This is a genomic window from Streptomyces sp. P9(2023) (assembly GCF_032436795.1).
Taxonomy (GTDB): domain Bacteria; phylum Actinomycetota; class Actinomycetes; order Streptomycetales; family Streptomycetaceae; genus Streptomyces.
Genome location: NZ_JAUPWM010000003.1, coordinates 149,073 through 165,280, shown reverse-complemented (window position 1 = coordinate 165,280; position 16,208 = coordinate 149,073). Strand labels below are relative to the sequence as shown.

The window sequence follows — 16,208 nt, the reverse complement described above, 5'->3', positions numbered from 1 at the left end:
GCCCACCCTGTCATGCACGCGGCTCACCCGACCAGGGAGTTCAGCAGCTCGGGGTCGACCTCGGTCAACGAGCCCGCCAGCGTGACACCTTCGGTTCCCGCGAAGTCCACCAGCGGTTCCGTCGACGGTACGGCCAGGACCCGGCAGCCCGCGGCGACGGCCGAGGCGACCCCCGTCGGACTGTCCTCCACCGCCACGCACCGCGCGGGTTCGGCGCCGAGCGCGTCGGCCGCCGCCAGGTACGGGTCGGGCTCCGGCTTCGTCCGCACGGTGTCCTCGGCGCCGAACAGCGCGTCGAACCGGTGCCCGTCCAGGGTGCTCGCCACCTGGGCGACGACCGCCCGGGGCGAGGCCGAGACCAGCGCCGTCGGCACCCGGCTCGCGCGCAACGCGGCGAGCAGCCGCAGCGCGCCCGGGCGGGGCGCCGCCGCCACCGCGAGCCGGGCGGCGAAGTCCGCGCCCAGCTCCGCGGCCAACTCCTCGGTGGAGGTGCCCAGATGGGCGTGCAGCAGGTCCGCCGTGTCCTCGACCGACCGGCCCGTCACGGCCGTACGCCGCTCGGCGTCCAGGGTCCGGCCCCGGCGCACGGCGGCCGACTCGACGACGTCGAGCCAGACGCCCTCGGTGTCGACGAGCGTGCCGTCCATGTCGAAGAGGACCGCCTGCAGCCGCCGTCCGCCCGGCGGCCGGTTCGTGTCGCTCATGCGGCACCGCCGGTGGAGGAGAGGAGCACGGGGCGGGGCTGGGGACGGACGGAGACGGCCGTGCCCGGGGTGAGCCCGGCCGCCGCGTGCGTCGGGACGTCCGCCTTGACGTCCGTACCGTCGGGCAGCGCGATCCGCAGCCGGGTCGTAGGCCCGTGGAACGAGGTGCCGGTGACCTGGGCGGGCCCGCCCGCCGTCACCTCAAGCGCCTCCGGCCGCAGCAGCACCCGTACGTCCCCGGTGCGCCCAGCCGGCTCCTCGACCGTCAGCGTCACGCCGAGCACCTCGACCTGACCGCCGCCGTCGACGGCCCGGCCCGGCACCCGGTTCATGGTGCCGATGAACTCCGCGACGAAGTCCGTCGCCGGCCGCTCGTACAACTCCGTGGGAGTGGCGCACTGTTCGAGCCGGCCGTTGCTCATCACCGCGACCCGGTCGGCCATCGACAGCGCCTCCTCCTGGTCGTGGGTGACGAAGACGGTGGTGATGCCCAGCTCCAGCTGGAGCCGGCGGATCTCCTCCCGCAGCGTCACCCGCACCTGCGCGTCGAGCGCCGACAGCGGCTCGTCGAGCAGCAGCAGCCGGGGGCGCAGCGCCAGCGCGCGGGCCAGCGCGACCCGCTGCTGCTGACCACCGGAAAGCTGGTGCGGGAAACGGTCGCCGTGCCCCGCGAGCCCCACGAGCTCCAGCAGCTCGGCGGCGCGGGCACGCCGCTCGGCCGTCCGCACCTTGCGCATCTTCAGCCCGAAGGCCACGTTGTCGGCGGCCGTGAGGTGCGGGAAGAGGCTGTACGACTGGAACACCATCGCCGTGTCACGGCGGTTGGCGGGCACCGGCACGATGTCCTCGCCGTCGAGCAGCACCTGACCCTCGTCGGGGCGCTCGAAGCCGGCCAGCACGCGCAGCGCGGTCGTCTTGCCGCAGCCGGACGGGCCGAGCAGGGCGAGGAGTTCACCGGGCGCGACATCGAGGTCGAGGCCGTCGAGGGCGACGGCGGAGCCGAAGGACCGGCGCAGACCGCGCAGCTGGAGAGCCGCCCCGGTCCGGACGGAGGTGTCGGTCACGGTCATCAGGAGGTCTTTCCTAGGGAAGCCGCGGAGACCGCGGCGGCTTCGGACGGACGGGAAGAGCCGGACGCGGCCCCACGCGACGCGCGGGGCGCGCGACGGCGGCGGTTGCCCACGGTGGTCAGCGCGAGCAGCAGCACCCAGGTCAGCAGCAGGCTCAGCAGCGACACCGCCACCGAAAGCCGCGCGTCGGAGCCGGACGCCTGCACGATCCACACCGCGAACGGCTGGAAGCCGAGCAGCGAGGCGACCGTGAACTCGCCGAGCACCAGCGCGAGCGTCAGGAACGAGGCGTTCAGGAGCGCGCCGCGCAGATTGGGCAGCACCGCCGAGAACAGCGCGCGGGGCCAGGACGCCCCGCAGTCCCGGGCGGCCTCCACCAGCGTGCGCAGGTCGACGGAGCGCAGCCCCGCGTCGAGCGCCCGGTAGACGAACGGCAGCGCCATCACGGCGTACGCGAGGACCAGGACGAAGGGGAAGTCCGGGTTCTGCACGGCCACGAAGGTCTGGTAAAGCGGGGTCGTGGACAGGTGCTCCGGACCCCAGCGCAGTACGGTCCCGAGCCCGGCGGTCAGCGCCACCGGCGGCACCACCAGCGGCAGCGTGCACACGACCTCCAGGACCGGCCGCAGCCGGGGCGCGGAGAGCCGGGCCGCGACCGCCGCCGGGATGGTGACCAGGAGGACCAGCGCGACGGTCGCCGCCGCGAGCCCGAGCGAGAGCAGCAGACTGCCGGTGAAACCGGGCGCCGCGAAGATCCGGGTGTACGAGGAGAGGGTGAGCCCCTGCCCGGGGATGTCCACGGTGAACACGGCGGACGCGAGCAGCGGCACCAGGAAGTAGACCCCCGCGACCAGGAGGACGACGGGACGTCCTAGGCGAGCCATCGGGTGCTCCTTCGCTGGAGGGGGAGGTGGACGGCCATCACGAGCGCCGCGACCACGACCATGTCGAGGCTCAGCGCGAGCGCCACGTTCTCCTGGCCGACCAGGACGTTGCCCGAGAGCGCGTCCGCGATCTGCAGGGTGACCAGCGGCACGGAGCTGCCGACCATCGCCGCGGCCGTCGCGTACGCGGCGAACGCGCTGCCGAAGAGCAGCACGAAACCGCCGAGGAGCGAGGGCAGCAGGACGGGGATGCCGACGTGGCGCCAGTACTGCCAGGTCGTCGCGCCGTTGTCGTGGGCCGCCTCGCGCCACTGGACGCGCAGTCCGTCGAGCGCGGGCGCCACGGTCAGCACCATCAGCGGCACCAGGAAGTACAGGTAGGTCAGGGTGAGGCCCCAGAACCCGTACAGCGACCAGCCGTGCTCGTCCAGGCCGAACTCGGTGGTGAGCACGCCCGCGTTGCCGAGGGTGGCGACGAAGGCGAAGGCGAGCGGGACGCCGCCGAAGTTGGCGAGCACCCCGGACGCGGTGAGGACCGCCTCGCGCAGCGCCCGGCCGCGCGAGGAGACCACGGCCTGGGCGAGCAGCAGCCCGAAGACCGTGCCGACGGCGGCGGTGAGCGCGGAGAGCTTGACGCTGCCGAGCAGGGCGGTGGCGTACGCGCCGTCCACGGACCGCGACAGGTTGTCGAGGCCGTACCCGCCGTCGGCGACGGTGAAGGCACCGTCGGTCATGGCGAGCGCGGGCAGCCCGAAGGCGAGCGCGACGAGCAGCAGCAGCGGGAGGGCGGCGAGCCAGCCGAGGGACCGGCGGCGCGGGGTGCGGGCACGGGGGGCCTTGGCGGGGGCGGGAGCCGGGGCCGTGGCGAGGTCGTCGGTCATGGGGGAACCGGCGGCCCCGGCGGCCACGGCATCGGCCGTACCGTCGGCGGGGACGGGCCCCGCCGGGGCCGCCGGGCGCGCGGTGGGCGCGCCGGCGGACCCGGACGAGGCGGTGGAGGAGTGCGGAATCATCGAGGTGTCACCCGGAGACGGCCGCGGCCCAGCCCTGCGACAGGGTCTCCTTGGCCTTCGCGGTCTGCTGCTCGGTGGGGAACTTCGGCGTGCCGGCGACCTTCGGCAACGCCGCGGCGGCCGCCTTGTCGATCGTGCCGTCGGCCTCCATGGCCGGCATCAGCACGGGCCGGGCGTGGCCCTTGAGCCACAGGTTCTGACCCTCGGCGCTGTACAGGTACTCCTGCCACAGCCGCGCGGCGGCCGGGTGCGGGGCGTCCTTGTTGATCGCCTGCGAGTAGAACTGGGCGTAGACGCCGTCCGAGGGGACGGAGACCTTCCAGTCGATGCCCTTGGACGAGAACTGCTGGGCGTAACCGGCGTTCAGGTAGTCCCAGTCGATCGAGATGGGCGTCTCGCCCTTCTCGATCGTGGCGGGGGTCGACTCGACCGGGTTGTAGTTGCCGTTCTTCTTCAGCTTGCCGAAGAAGTCGATGCCCGGCTTGATGTCGTCGAACGAGCCGCCGTTGGCGAGCGACGCCGCGTACACGCCGCCGAAGGCCGAGCCCGACTTGGTCGGGTTGCCGTTGAGGGCGACCTTGCCCTTGTACTCGGGCTTGAGCAGGTCGGCGAAGGTCTGCGGGCAGACCTTGACGCGCTTGGCGTCACAGCCGATGGAGACGTAGCCGCCGTAGTCGTTGAACCAGCGGCCGTCGACGTCGCGCTGCGTCTCGGGGATCTTGTCGAACGCGGCGACCTTGTACGGGGCGGTCAGGCCCTGCTCGCCGGCGGCCTGGGCGAAGGAGGCGCCGAGGTCCAGGACGTCGGGGGCACGGTCCTGGCCCTTGCGGGACTTCACCGCGTTGATCTCGTCCTGGCTGGAGCCGTCGGGGTTCTCGACGTTCACCTTGATGCCGTACTTGGCGGTGAAGCCGTCGATGATCGCGCCGTAGTTCGCCCAGTCGCGCGGGATGGCGATCGCGTTGAGCGTGCCCTCCTTCTTCGCGGCGGCGACGAGGGCGTCCATGCCGCCGGCTTCGGTGGCGGAGGTGGCGGTGGCGAGGTTCTTCCCGTCGGCGCCGGCGGCGCTCTTGGTGGGGGCGGCGCCACAGGCGGTGAGCGTCAGGGCGGTGAGACCGAGGGCGCCGAGCAGGACGGCGGCGCGGGCAGGGGAGGTCACGCGTACTCCATGAGGGAAGGGGAGCGGGGCCAAGATGTATGAACAACTGTTGTCCATACAACTCCTGCATTACGGGGGGTCGGGGTGACCCGTCGGTGAACGAGAGGCGAAGTACGGCCTGCGATTCCCCGGCGGAACGGGTTACTGGCGAGTTGGGGCGCGTCGGGGGGCCTGCCGGGCGTCGGCGGGTCCCCGATTCCGGACCCACCCGTTCCGGCCCATCGGGAACCGCACCACCGGCAGACCGTGTCGGGCGCCGACCCAGACGGGCGGACCGTACGGGCGCGGGGCGGAGGCCACCGGCTCTTGACCGGACGTACGCCTGCGACCGGTCACGGACGGCGACGCGCGGGTGGCGCGCGAAGGCCTGTACGCGGCCGGGAACTTCTCGGCGGGGGAGGCCTACCTGGGGCCGAGCGGCGCGACGACCCGCCCCCCGATGGCGTGCGCGTGGGCGGCGGTCAACGACATCGCGGGGCCGTCCACTCCAGACGGGTCCTGACCCGGGGGTCCTTGATGTACTCGACGGCGGCGAGCGCGGTGTCGCGTGCGGCGCTCTCCGGGTCCCCGTCGGCGAGGATGGCCGCCAGCACCTCCACCGCGCGCGGATCCTGACGCATCGCCAGGCCCCGGGCCGCCTCGGCCACCGCGTCCTCGTCGTCGTCCGCGAGCCGGGCGGCGAGCGCCTCCCGCAGGACGGGCGTGTCCTCGGGCACCTCCGCGAGCGCGAGGGTCGCCCAGTCCCGTACGCCATGGTCGTGGTCCCGGCTCAGCGCGACCAGCGTCGCCACGGCCACCGGGTCCCCGGCGGGTACGGGCCCGGTGAGCGCGCACCCGAGCGCCCGCCGCACCTCGACGTCGGGATGCGCGGCAAGGCCCAGCATCTCGGGCAGCGCCTCCGACTCGCCGTACTGCCCGAGGGCGACGACGACGGAGAGCGCGGGCTCGCGGGCGGTGCCGCGTGCCGCCTCCGCCGCCATGCGGCGCAGGACCGGGAGGCCCCGGCGCGTGAAGCGGGCGAGGGCGCCGAGCACGCGGGCGCCCAGGGCGCGGCGCATCGGGTCGCCGGAGAGGCACCAGGCGGAGGCGACCCGGAAGGTCTCCTCGTCGTCGCGGGCGCCCAGCGCGCGGACCGCCTCCTTCCAGTCGTCCAGGTCCGGGTCCCCGCAGCGAAGGGCCCGCCCCGCAAGCTCCTCGTGCGGCACCCGTACCCCCAGCGCGCGCTCCAGCAGCGTCGCGATGGCCGCATGCCCGGTCTGCTGCTCGTTACCGCTGCTCGGCGCGCCATCGGCCCGCAGCACGTCGACGACGACGGTCACCCCACCGTCCTCCCGCACCCGCCGCACAACGGTCTCCGGAACCCCGCCCCCGGAACGGGACCCCGATCCAGCGCCGGGTCCGGACCCGGAGGAGCTCGCCGACGACGCCGCCCCGAAGCCGGCTCCCGACCCGGAACCGGCCCAGGGCCCTGACTCGGGCCTGGGCTCAAACCCGGATCCCGACCCGGACCAGGGCCCGGGGTCGGACCGCGACCCCGGCCCGGGCCAAGGCGCCGGGTCGGACCCCGACCCCGCCCCGGATTCCGCCCCTGGCCCCGCCGCCCCGGGCCAGGGCCCCGACTCGGGCCCCGCCCCCGACCCTGTCGACCCCAGCCAGTTGTCCCCGTCGGCGGACCCGTCGCCCCCGCGCCCCAGCGCCTCGTCCCCGCTCCCCGACCCGTCGTCCCCGCGCCCCAGCGCGTCGTCCCCGCTCTCCGACCCGTCGTCCCCGCTCGCCATCGCGAGCAGGCCGCGCCGCAGTTCTTCCTCGATGTCCACGCCGATCCAGCGCCGTGCCTCGCGCAGTGCGTCCTCCGCCGGGCCGGCGCCGTACTCCAGGAGGGCCCGTACGCTCGCGGTCGAGCCGCGACGCGCCGCCGCCACCAGCGGCGGGAGGCCGTCGGGGCCCGGTCGGCTCGGCGCCGCGCCGTGGGCGAGCAGGAGCCGTACCGTCTCCGCGTGCCCGAGCCGCACGGCCCAGTCCAGGGCCGTGAACCCGTACGCCTCCGCCTGGTCCGCCGCCGCCCCCGCGGCCAGCAGCGCCCGCACCACCTCCGCGTGCCCGCCACAGGCCGCCCCGCACAGCGGCAGGTCCCCCGCCTCCTCCCCACTGCCCCGCGCGGGATCCGCCCCGGCGGCCAGCAGGAGCCGTACCACCCCGGGCTCGTTCGCGACGGCCGCCCGGTACAGCGCGGTCTCCCCTTCGTCGTCGGTCTCGGGGGACGTCCCGGCCCGCAGGGCGCGCACCACGGCGTCGTCACCCTCGTGTATCGCGTCGAACAACGTGCTCATGACCCGACCTTGACCCGCCAGGGCAGGGCGACGCAAATGGGTTGGTGGCCCCGACAGCAGCCCCGACAGCAGCCCGGACGACGGCCCGGACGTCCGGCCCGGACGGCAGCCACGGCGCCACCCCCGACGACACCCCGCCCCCCACCCGTCGCACTCCAGGACCGTCCCGCACACCCCGCACCTGGCGCGAACCCGCCGCCCCGCCGGTACCCGCAGCCGCTGTCGGCACACCGGGCACGGGAAGGACACCCGCGCCGAGGACCCGCTCCCCTCGAAGGCGTACGGCGCGTCCGCCGCCGCCCGCCCGTAGCGGCGGTCCTTCGCGTACCGGTGCCGCGCCGCCCACCCCGCCGCCGCCAGCGGGGGCCGCCGGGCGTCCCGCGCCGCCTCCTCCCGCCCCCGGCCCCACGCCTCGTACGCCCGCGCGCTGGTGAACCACGGCGAGGGGTCCTCGCCGAACACCTCCGCCCGCTTGGCCAGCACGTACCCGAACTCCTCCGGCGTCAGGTAACCCAGCTTCTGGCTCGACATCCCGTCCTCCCGGAACGCGTCGAGCAGCAGCCAGCCCGCCCCCAGATAGGTGGTCACCACATCGGTGAGGATCTCGTTGTCCCGGGTGCCGGGGAAGCCGAGGTCGAGGCGGTGCAGCAGCACGTGCGTGATCTCATGGGCGAGCGCCGCGCCCACGTCCCCGCGGTGCCGGCAGAAGCGGTCGTTCAGCTCCACGAAGTACTCGGGACCCGCCGCCAGTTCGACGCTCGCCGCGTGCTGCATCTCCCGGAAGCTCACGATCATCCGCGCCTCGGGCAGCCGCAGGTGGTGCACGAGGGCCCGGGCCACCCGCTGCGCCCCGAGGTGGAGGTCCTCCTCGTCGGTGAAGGCCACGGCCGCCGCCGGCACGCTCGACCCGTACTGCCGCACCCCGTCCGCCGAGAGCCGGCGGTACAGCGCGGTGATCGAGGCCCGGACCGTGGCGAGGTGCGGGAACCCGTGAACGACCGCGTCGGCTCCACTTCCGTCCGGCACGCCGCACCCCCTTCCCTCCACCACTGTACGAGCCCGGGCAGCGGTACGGACCTGGCCGAAATCGCGCCCTTGTGGCCCCCGACGGGCGCTGTCCATAATCCGGACCAAGTCTTGACGCGCGCATGCCATCAGGGCTCAACCCCCCACGAAAGGCAGACACTTGAAGAAGAACAGGTTCGTCCGCGCCCTGCAGAGATTCGCCGCGGCCGGCGCCGTCGTCCTCGCCGCCGTGAGCCTCCAGCCCACCAACGCCCTCGCCGCGCCCACCCCGGTCGTCGGCGGAACCCGCGCCGCCCAGGGTGAGTTCCCCTGGATGGTCCGGCTCTCCATGGGCTGCGGCGGCTCGATGCTGACCTCGCAGGTCGTCCTCACCGCCGCCCACTGTGTGAACGGTTCCGGCAACAACACCAGCATCACCGCCACCGTCGGAGTCGTGGACCTGAACTCCTCGTCCGCGATCAAGGTCCGCTCCACCAAGGTCCTCCAGGCGCCCGGCTACAACGGCACCGGCAAGGACTGGGCCCTGATCAAGCTGGCCTCGCCGATCACCTCGGTGCCCACGCTCAAGATCGCCGACACCACCGCGTACAACAGCGGTACGTTCACCGTCGCCGGCTGGGGCGCCACCCGCGAGGGCGGCGCGCAGCAGCGCTACCTGCGCAAGGCCACCGTCCCGTTCGTCTCGGACGCCGACTGCCAGGACGCGTACGGCTCCTCCCTCGTCCCGGGCGAGGAAATCTGCGCCGGCTTCAACGAGGGCGGCGTCGACACCTGCCAGGGTGACTCCGGCGGCCCGATGTTCCGCCGCGACAACGCCGGCGCCTGGATCCAGGTCGGCATCGTGAGCTGGGGCGAGGGCTGCGCCCGCCCCGGCTACCCCGGCGTGTACACCGAGGTCTCGACCTTCGCCGCCCAGATCAAGTCCGCGGCGGCCACGCTGTAGCGGTCCCGTAGGGGAGAGGTACGGGGGCGACCCACCGCCGCCGTACCCCGACCCGACCCGACCCCGGGCCGGGGTCGGGACGGCCCACCGCCTCCCGTACCCCAACCCCGGGCGGGTACGGGGCCGGGTGCTGGGTGACCGCGCCCCGGACTCGCCCCCGACGTCCGGCGCGGGTACGGGGACGGGCGACCGCCCCCGTACCCGCACCACCCTCACGCGAGCCGTACCGATCCTCCCGCCCCGCCCTCCAGTTCGAGGATCCACACCTCGTTGGCGCCCTCCCGGAGGACCGGGCCCGGTACGTACAGGGACTCCTGCGGCCCCACGCCCCAGTACCGGCCCAGACAGAAACCGTTCACCCAGACGAAGCCCCGCATGTCCCCCGTCCCACCCGGCAGGGTCAGCGACGCGTCACCCGCCCCCGCCACCTCCACCACCGCCCGGTACAGCCCCGGACCCGCCGGCCGCACCCCTTCGGACCCGGACCCGGACGCCGACTCGGACGCCGACTCGGACCCCGACTCGGACCCCGCCGCCACCGGCCGGAACGGCACCTTCGCCACCGCCCCCGCCTCGACGGCGTCCAGCCGCAGCCCCCGGGCCCGTACCCCGTGCACGTACTGCCGCTCGTGCCGGACCCCGCCCGTGATCCCCTTGGGTTCCGCCAGCCGGGGCCCGTAGTTGACCCGCCCCAGGGACTCCACCCACAGCTCCACCACCGCCGGCCCCGCCACCGGCTCCGGCAGCGCCCCGTCCTCCCCGGTCAGCACCCCCGCCCGCACCCCGTCCACGTACACCACCGCACGGTCCCGCAACCCGGTCACGACCAGCGGATACGGCTGCCGGGGCCCGGGCACCTCCAGCCGGTACCGCACCAACCCCCGGTCCACCCCCAGCTCCTCGAACGTCGGCGGCATCGGCGTCACCGACTCCTCGCCGCCGAGCACCTCAAGCACCTCCGCGAGCGGCGCCCACTCCGCCCAAGCCCCCTCCACCGGCCCCGCGATCCGCGCGGGCGGCTCCGGGACCTCCGGCAGCGGACCCTCCGCGTACTCCGCGAGCACCTCGCGGAACCGCCAGAACTTCTCCGTCGGCAGCCCCGCCTCGTCGATCGGCGCGTCGTAGTCGTACGACGTCACCGTCGGCCGCAACTCCCCGTCGTGCGCCTCACCGGCCCGGTTCGCCCCCGCCCAGCCCGCGAAGTTCGTGCCGCCGTGCGCCATGTAGACGTTCACCGACGCCCCGCACTCCAGGATCTCCCGCAGCGCCGCCGCCGCGTCCACCGCGTCCCGTACGGAATGCTCCGTACCCCAGTGGTCGAACCAGCCGCACCAGAACTCCATGCACATCAACGGCCCCGCCGGCCGATGCCGCCGCAGCACCGCGAACGCCTCCCGCGCCCCCGAACCGAAGTTCGCCGTCGCAAGCACCCCCGGCACCGACCCGCCCGTCAGCATGTGGTCCTCCGGACCGTCCGACGTGAACAGCGGCACCTCCACCCCGCAGTCGAGCAGCAGCTCCGCGACCCGGCGCAGATACCCCTGGTCCGAGCCGTAACTCCCGTACTCGTTCTCCACCTGCACCATCACCACCGGCCCGCCCCGGCCGATCTGCCGCTCCACCACCTGCGGCAACAACCGCCGGAACCAGCGCTCCACATGCCCCAGATACTCCGCGTCGTCCGTCCGCACCCGCCGCCCGAGCCGCCCCGTCAGCCAGTGCGGCAGCCCGCCGTTCTCCCACTCGGCGCAGATGTACGGCCCCGGCCGCACGATCGCCCACATCCCGGCCGCCGCCACCGCGTCCAGGAACCGCCCCAGTTCGGCCAGGTCCCCATACCGGCCGGGCTCCGGCTCGCACAGGTTCCACGGAACGTACGTCTCGACACACGTGAGCCCCATCGCACGGAGCATCCCCAGCCGATGACCCCACTGCTCCTCGTGCACCCGGAAGTAGTGCAACGCCCCCGACAGCAGCCGCACCGGCCGGCCGTCCAGAAGAAAGTCCTCGTCACCCACAGCGAACGTGCTCATGGCCTCACCTTCGCCCTCTGGCGGCGGAGGGGTCCATGGACAAAGATCGTCGCTGTTTGGACGGAAGAGAGGGGGCACAGCCGATGTACCACACCTGGATGCGCTACTTCACGCCCAGCCCGGTCCACCACCGCCTCGGCCTCGTCTGCCTCGGCGTCGGACTCCAGCACGGCGCCCTGCCCACCGTCGGCCCCCGCACCCTCGACCACCACGTGGCCGTCGTCGTCAGCGCCGGGAGCGGCTGGTACCGCGGCTCCGACGGCCGCCGCACCACCATCACCGCCCCCGCCCTCATCTGGCTCACCCCCGGCGTACCCCACCACTACTCCGCCGACCCCGGCACCGGCTGGGACGAGGCCTTCGTCGACTTCGCCGGCCCCGCCACCACCACCTACACCGAACTCGGCTACATCGAACCCGACCGGCCCGTCGTCCCCCTCTCCGACGCCGCCGCACCCCGGGCCGCCATCGCCCGCATCGCCCGCGCCGCCCGCCGGGGCAACCCCCTCCTGGAGGTCGAGACCGGCGCCGCCGTCCACGAACTCCTCGTCGCCCTGCGCCGCGCCCGCGCCGACACCAACGCCGACGGCGACCCCGTCCTCACCGCCCTCGCCCGCGACGCCTTCCAACCCCTCTCCGTCGCCGAACACGCCGCCCGGCACGGCATGACCCAGGCCGAACTCCGTACCGCCGTCCGCCGCGCCGCCGGCTGCAGCCCCAAGGACTACCTGCTCACCATCCGCCTCGGCCGCGCCAAGGAACTCCTCGCCGCCACCGAACTGCCCGTCGCCGCCGTCGCCCGCCGCGTCGGCTACGACGACCCCGCCTACTTCTCCCGGCTCTTCACCCGCAGGGTCGGCACCGCCCCCGTCCGCTTCCGCGAACAGCAGGGCAGGACCGTCCCCGGCGGCTGGAGCAACCGCATCCCGGATCCCGAACACCCACCGACGATCGCCACCCGACCCGTCTAAGCTCGCTGCTCATGAGTGAGATCGACGAGTCCGTCACCGCGGAACTGACCCGGCTGCGCGAAAGCATCGACAACATCGACGCGGCGGTCGTCCACATGCTCGCCGAACGCTTCAAGTGCACCCAGCAGGTCGGCGTCCTCAAGGCCCGCCACCAGCTGCCGCCCGCCGACCCGGCGCGCGAGGGCCGCCAGATCGCCCGGCTGCGCGAACTGGCCGAGAGCGCGAAACTGGACCCGGCGTTCGCCGAGAAACTCCTGAACTTCATCATCGCCGAGGTCATTCGCCACCACGAGACCATCGCGGACGGAGCACAACCATGAACCGCGTCACCGTCTTCACCCTCGGAGGCACCATCTCCGCCCGCGGCGGCGACGCGTCCCGCATGACGGGCACGGAGGTCCTGGCGGGCCTGGGCCTGACGGGCGGCGGTACGGGCACAGGCGCGAGGGTCTCCGCGGATGCGGCGGATGCGGCGGGTGCGGCGGGTGCCGCAGGTGCCGCAGGCGCTACGGGAGCCCCCAGCGCCGCCCCCGCCGGCCCCGCCGCCCCCACCAGGCCCTCCGGCCCCTCCACCCCCGCCGCCCCCGCCGGGCTCGACGTCGAGCTGCGTGACTTCCGGCGGCTCCCCAGCTCCTCCCTCACCTTCGACGACCTCGCCGCCCTCGCCCACGAGGTCCGCGAGACCGTCGCCACCGGCTCGGGCGTCGTCGTGGTCCAGGGCACCGACACCCTGGAGGAGACCGCCTTCCTCCTCGACCTGCTCTGCGAGACCAGCCGCCCCGTCGTCGTCACCGGCGCCATGCGCCGCCCCGACCTGCCCGGCCCCGACGGCCCCGCCAACCTCGCCGCCGCGATCACCGTCGCCGCCGACCCCGGCTGCGCGGGCCTCGGCGTACTCGTCGTCCTCGCCGACGAGATCCACGCCGCCCGCCACGTCCGCAAGACGCACACCACCTCCGTCGCCACCTTCGCCTCCCCGGGCGCGGGCCCGCTCGGCACGGTCGTCGAGGGCGAGCCGCGGATCCTGCTGCGCCCCACCGGCACCAGCGCCATCCACCCGCTCCACTTCGACCCGGCGGTACGGGTCGCTCTCGTCACCCTCTCCCTTGGCGACCGCGGAGAACTCCTCGAAGCCGTCGACGCCCGCTTCGACGGCCTCGTCCTCGCCGCCTTCGGTGCCGGCCACGTGCCGGCCTGGCTGGTCGAACCCCTGGAACGGCTCGCCGGCCGTATCCCCGTCGTCCTCGCCTCCCGTACGGGCGCCGGCGCGACCCTCACCCACACGTACAAGGGCCCCGGCTCCGAACACGACGTCCTGCACCGCGGCCTGATCCCCGCCGGCCCGCTCGACCCCGCCAAGGCCCGCCTCCTCCTCCACGCCCTCCTCTCCACCGGCGCCAAGAGCACCACGGGCTACGACCGCCCCGGCATCACCGCCGCCTTCGCCCACGTCACCGGCGCGGGCCTCGCCTGAAGCGACCCCAAACCCCACCCCGTACCGCTGAGCTCTCAGCGGAACCCCCCTGCCCCGCCCCCGCCCCATCGGGCAGCATGGGCCCATGTCCGTACTGACGCGCGACGAAGCGCAGACCCGTGCCCAGCTCCTCGACGTCCAGCACTACGCCGTCGACCTCGACCTCACCACCGGCGACGAGACCTTCGAGTCCACCAGCGTCATCCGGTTCACCGCCCGCACCGCCGGGGACACCTTCGTCGAGCTGAAGCCCGTCACGCTCCACTCCCTCCACCTCGACGGCGAGCCCCTCGACCCCGCGTCCCTCGACGAGAACCGGGTACCGCTCAGCCTCACCGAGGGCGAGCACGAGCTCCGCGTCAGCACCACCATGCGCTACAGCCGCACCGGCGAAGGCATGCACCGCTTCACCGACCCCACAGACGGCGAGGCGTACGTCTACACCCAGCTCTTCATGGAAGACGTCCAGCGCGTCTTCGCCGCCTTCGACCAGCCCGACCTCAAAGCCGTCTTCGAGCTGACCGTCAAGGCCCCCGACACCTGGACCGTCCTCTCCAACGGCATCACCCGGCAGCGCCCCGACGGCCGCTGGCAGGCCGCCGCCACCCCGCTCCTCTCCACCTACTTCGTCTGCGTCGCCGCCGGCCCCTGGCACTCCATCCGCAGCGAACACGCCGGACTGCCCTTCGCCCTCCACTGCCGGCGCTCCCTCGCCCCCTACCTCGACGCCGACGCCGACGAGATCCTCGACATCACCAAGGCCTGCTTCGACCGCTTCCACGAGAAGTTCGACGAGCCGTACCCCTTCGACTCGTACGACCAGGCCTTCGTCCCCGAGTTCAACGCCGGCGCCATGGAGAACCCCGGACTCGTCACCTTCCGCGACGAGTTCGTCTACCGCTCCGCCGTCACCATCACCGAACGGCAGACCCGCGCCATGGTCATCGCCCACGAGATGGCCCACATGTGGTTCGGCGACCTCGTCACCCTGCGCTGGTGGGACGACATCTGGCTCAACGAGTCCTTCGCCGAGTACATGGGCTACCAGACCATCAACGAGGCGTGCGCCGACCGCTTCCCCGACACCTGGATCGACTTCGGCATCGAGCGCAAGGCCTGGGGTTACGACGCCGACCAGCGCCCCTCCACCCACCCCGTCGCCCCCGACCCCGACGCCGTCCCCGACACCGCCTCCGCACTCCTCAACTTCGACGGCATCTCCTACGCCAAGGGCGCCTCCGCCCTGCGCCAACTCGTCGTCTGGATGGGGGAGAAGGACTTCCTCGCCGGCATCAACACCCACTTCAAGCGCCACCGGTTCGGCAACGCCACCCTCGCCGACTTCATCGACAACCTCGCCTCCGCCACCGACCGCGACGTCCACGCCTGGGCCGAACAGTGGCTCCGCACCACCGGCGTCGACACCCTCACCCCCGAACTCGGCGGCGACGAGACCCGCACCACCCTCACCGTCCGCCACGACGGCAGCCGCCCGCACCGCATCGCCGTCGGCGTCTACGACCGCGACCTCGTCGACGGCCGCCGCCTCGTCCGGCGCGAACGCCTGGAGATCGACGTCCCGCAGACCGCGCCCCTCGACCTCCCCGGCCCGCGCCCCGCGCTCGTCGTCCTCAACGACGCCGACCTCACCTACGCCAAGGTCCGCCTGGACGAGACCTCGCTGGAGACCGCCCTGCGCTGCCTGTCCGGCATCCCCGACGCGCTCACCCGCGCCGTCCTCTGGAACACCCTGCGCGACATGGTCCGCGACGGCGAACTGGACCCCGGCGCCTACCTCGCGACCGCGGAGGCGCACCTCCCGCAGGAGACGGACCTGGCCATCGTGCAGGGCGTGCTGGCCTTCGCCCGCACCCAGATCGCCGACCGCTACATCCCTCTCGAAGAGCGCCCCGCGGCCCTCGCCCAGCTCACGTCCCTGGCCCGCACCCTCATCCGGCACACCGAGGACGGCGACGCCCCCGGACTGCGCCTCACCGCCGTCCGTACGTTCATCAGCAGCGCCACGCAACCCGACACGATCGCCGCGTGGCTCGCCGACGGAACCGTCCCGGGCGGCCCCGAACTCGACCCCGAACTGCGCTGGCGCGCCCTGGCCCGCCTCGCTGTCCTGGGCGCGACCGATGAGCACGCGATCGACGCCGAACTCGCCCGCGACCCGAGCGCCACCGGCCAGGAAGGCGCCGCCCGCTGCCGCGCCGCCCTCCCCACCCCGGGGGCGAAGGCGGCCGCCTGGTCCCGCCTCTTCGACACGGACGACCTCTCCAACTACCTGTTCACGGCGACGGCCCAGGGCTTCTGGCAGCCCGAACAGGCCGACCTGGTACGGGAGTACGTCGCCCGCTTCTACCCCGCCGCCACCGCCCTGAGCACCCGCCGAGGCCCGGCCATCGCCGAGGCCGCCGGCCGCCACGCCTTCCCGGCGTACGCGATCGACGCGGAGGCGCTGGCACTAGGCGAAACCCACCTCAAGGACCCCACCCTCACCCCGGCCCTCCACCGCAAACTGGTAGACCAACTCTCCGACCTCCACCGCTCCCTGAAGGTCCGTACTCCCTGACCTGGTTGTGGGCAATCGTTCCG

12 protein-coding genes and 1 pseudogene are annotated in these 16,208 nt (G+C 73.8%); 5 read left to right on the top strand and 8 right to left on the bottom strand.

The features are described 5' to 3' along the window. Positions 1-23: 23 nt before the first annotated feature. The 7 genes and pseudogenes from Q5762_RS05610 to Q5762_RS05580 all read right to left on the bottom strand — a co-directional run. Entirely contained in the window at positions 24-704 is a 681-nt protein-coding gene (locus Q5762_RS05610; RefSeq protein ID WP_315890832.1) for an HAD family phosphatase, read from the bottom strand. Then, positions 701-1,774, bottom strand: a complete 1,074-nt coding sequence (locus Q5762_RS05605) for an ABC transporter ATP-binding protein (protein WP_315890831.1) — start codon at positions 1,772-1,774, stop codon at positions 701-703. The genes Q5762_RS05610 and Q5762_RS05605 overlap by 4 nt, the downstream gene beginning before the upstream one ends. Continuing rightward, on the bottom strand, positions 1,774-2,658 hold the full coding sequence (locus Q5762_RS05600; RefSeq protein ID WP_315890830.1) for an ABC transporter permease subunit: 885 nt from the start codon (positions 2,656-2,658) through the stop codon (positions 1,774-1,776). The genes Q5762_RS05605 and Q5762_RS05600 overlap by 1 nt, the downstream gene beginning before the upstream one ends. Further along, positions 2,646-3,539: an ABC transporter permease subunit gene (locus Q5762_RS05595; protein ID WP_315891095.1), complete on the bottom strand. Its 894-nt coding sequence runs from the start codon at positions 3,537-3,539 to the stop codon at positions 2,646-2,648. The genes Q5762_RS05600 and Q5762_RS05595 overlap by 13 nt, the downstream gene beginning before the upstream one ends. Positions 3,540-3,678: 139 nt before the next feature. Further along, positions 3,679-4,830 (bottom strand): extracellular solute-binding protein, encoded by a 1,152-nt coding sequence (locus tag Q5762_RS05590; protein ID WP_315890829.1) that lies wholly within the window; start codon positions 4,828-4,830, stop codon positions 3,679-3,681. Between the two features lie 461 nt (positions 4,831-5,291). Then, entirely contained in the window at positions 5,292-7,160 is a 1,869-nt protein-coding gene (locus Q5762_RS05585) for an ankyrin repeat domain-containing protein (RefSeq protein ID WP_315891094.1), read from the bottom strand. A gap of 144 nt (positions 7,161-7,304) precedes the next feature. Then, a pseudogene (locus Q5762_RS05580) lies at positions 7,305-8,186 on the bottom strand (hypothetical protein); the annotation flags it as partial. Positions 8,187-8,346: 160 nt separating this feature from the next. Between Q5762_RS05580 and Q5762_RS05575 the strand changes: the two are divergent. Next, the gene (locus tag Q5762_RS05575) at positions 8,347-9,129 is read left to right on the top strand and encodes a serine protease (protein WP_315890828.1); all 783 of its coding nucleotides are present in this window, start codon (positions 8,347-8,349) and stop codon (positions 9,127-9,129) included. A 212-nt stretch (positions 9,130-9,341) separates the two neighbouring features. Here Q5762_RS05575 and Q5762_RS05570 read toward each other — a convergent pair whose 3' ends face one another. Next, entirely contained in the window at positions 9,342-11,162 is a 1,821-nt protein-coding gene (locus tag Q5762_RS05570) for a beta-galactosidase (protein ID WP_315890827.1), read from the bottom strand. Positions 11,163-11,245: 83 nt separating this feature from the next. Here Q5762_RS05570 and Q5762_RS05565 point away from each other — a divergent pair, with 83 nt between their 5' ends. From Q5762_RS05565 to pepN, 4 genes are all read left to right on the top strand, one after another. Then, positions 11,246-12,133, top strand: coding sequence for an AraC family transcriptional regulator (locus Q5762_RS05565; protein ID WP_315890826.1), 888 nt, complete (start codon positions 11,246-11,248; stop codon positions 12,131-12,133). Between the two features lie 11 nt (positions 12,134-12,144). Next, positions 12,145-12,453 (top strand): chorismate mutase, encoded by a 309-nt coding sequence (locus Q5762_RS05560; RefSeq protein WP_315890825.1) that lies wholly within the window; start codon positions 12,145-12,147, stop codon positions 12,451-12,453. Next, entirely contained in the window at positions 12,450-13,607 is a 1,158-nt protein-coding gene (locus Q5762_RS05555) for an asparaginase (RefSeq protein ID WP_315890824.1), read from the top strand. The genes Q5762_RS05560 and Q5762_RS05555 overlap by 4 nt, the downstream gene beginning before the upstream one ends. A gap of 85 nt (positions 13,608-13,692) precedes the next feature. Then, entirely contained in the window at positions 13,693-16,185 is a 2,493-nt protein-coding gene (pepN, locus tag Q5762_RS05550; RefSeq protein WP_315890823.1) for an aminopeptidase N, read from the top strand. Positions 16,186-16,208 lie beyond the last annotated feature (23 nt).

What these genes read in the sequence shown, in the direction of transcription:
- Q5762_RS05610 (WP_315890832.1), bottom strand. Translation starts at nt 704, where the DNA reads ATGAGCGACACGAACCGGCCGCCGGGCGGACGGCGGCTGCAGGCGGTC.
- Q5762_RS05605 (WP_315890831.1), bottom strand. Translation starts at nt 1,774, where the DNA reads ATGACCGTGACCGACACCTCCGTCCGGACCGGGGCGGCTCTCCAGCTG.
- Q5762_RS05600 (WP_315890830.1), bottom strand. Translation starts at nt 2,658, where the DNA reads ATGGCTCGCCTAGGACGTCCCGTCGTCCTCCTGGTCGCGGGGGTCTAC.
- Q5762_RS05595 (WP_315891095.1), bottom strand. Translation starts at nt 3,539, where the DNA reads ATGACCGACGACCTCGCCACGGCCCCGGCTCCCGCCCCCGCCAAGGCC.
- Q5762_RS05585 (WP_315891094.1), bottom strand. Translation starts at nt 7,160, where the DNA reads ATGAGCACGTTGTTCGACGCGATACACGAGGGTGACGACGCCGTGGTG.
- Q5762_RS05570 (WP_315890827.1), bottom strand. Translation starts at nt 11,162, where the DNA reads ATGAGCACGTTCGCTGTGGGTGACGAGGACTTTCTTCTGGACGGCCGG.
- Q5762_RS05565 (WP_315890826.1), top strand. Translation starts at nt 11,246, where the DNA reads ATGTACCACACCTGGATGCGCTACTTCACGCCCAGCCCGGTCCACCAC.
- Q5762_RS05560 (WP_315890825.1), top strand. Translation starts at nt 12,145, where the DNA reads ATGAGTGAGATCGACGAGTCCGTCACCGCGGAACTGACCCGGCTGCGC.
- Q5762_RS05555 (WP_315890824.1), top strand. Translation starts at nt 12,450, where the DNA reads ATGAACCGCGTCACCGTCTTCACCCTCGGAGGCACCATCTCCGCCCGC.
- pepN (WP_315890823.1), top strand. Translation starts at nt 13,693, where the DNA reads ATGTCCGTACTGACGCGCGACGAAGCGCAGACCCGTGCCCAGCTCCTC.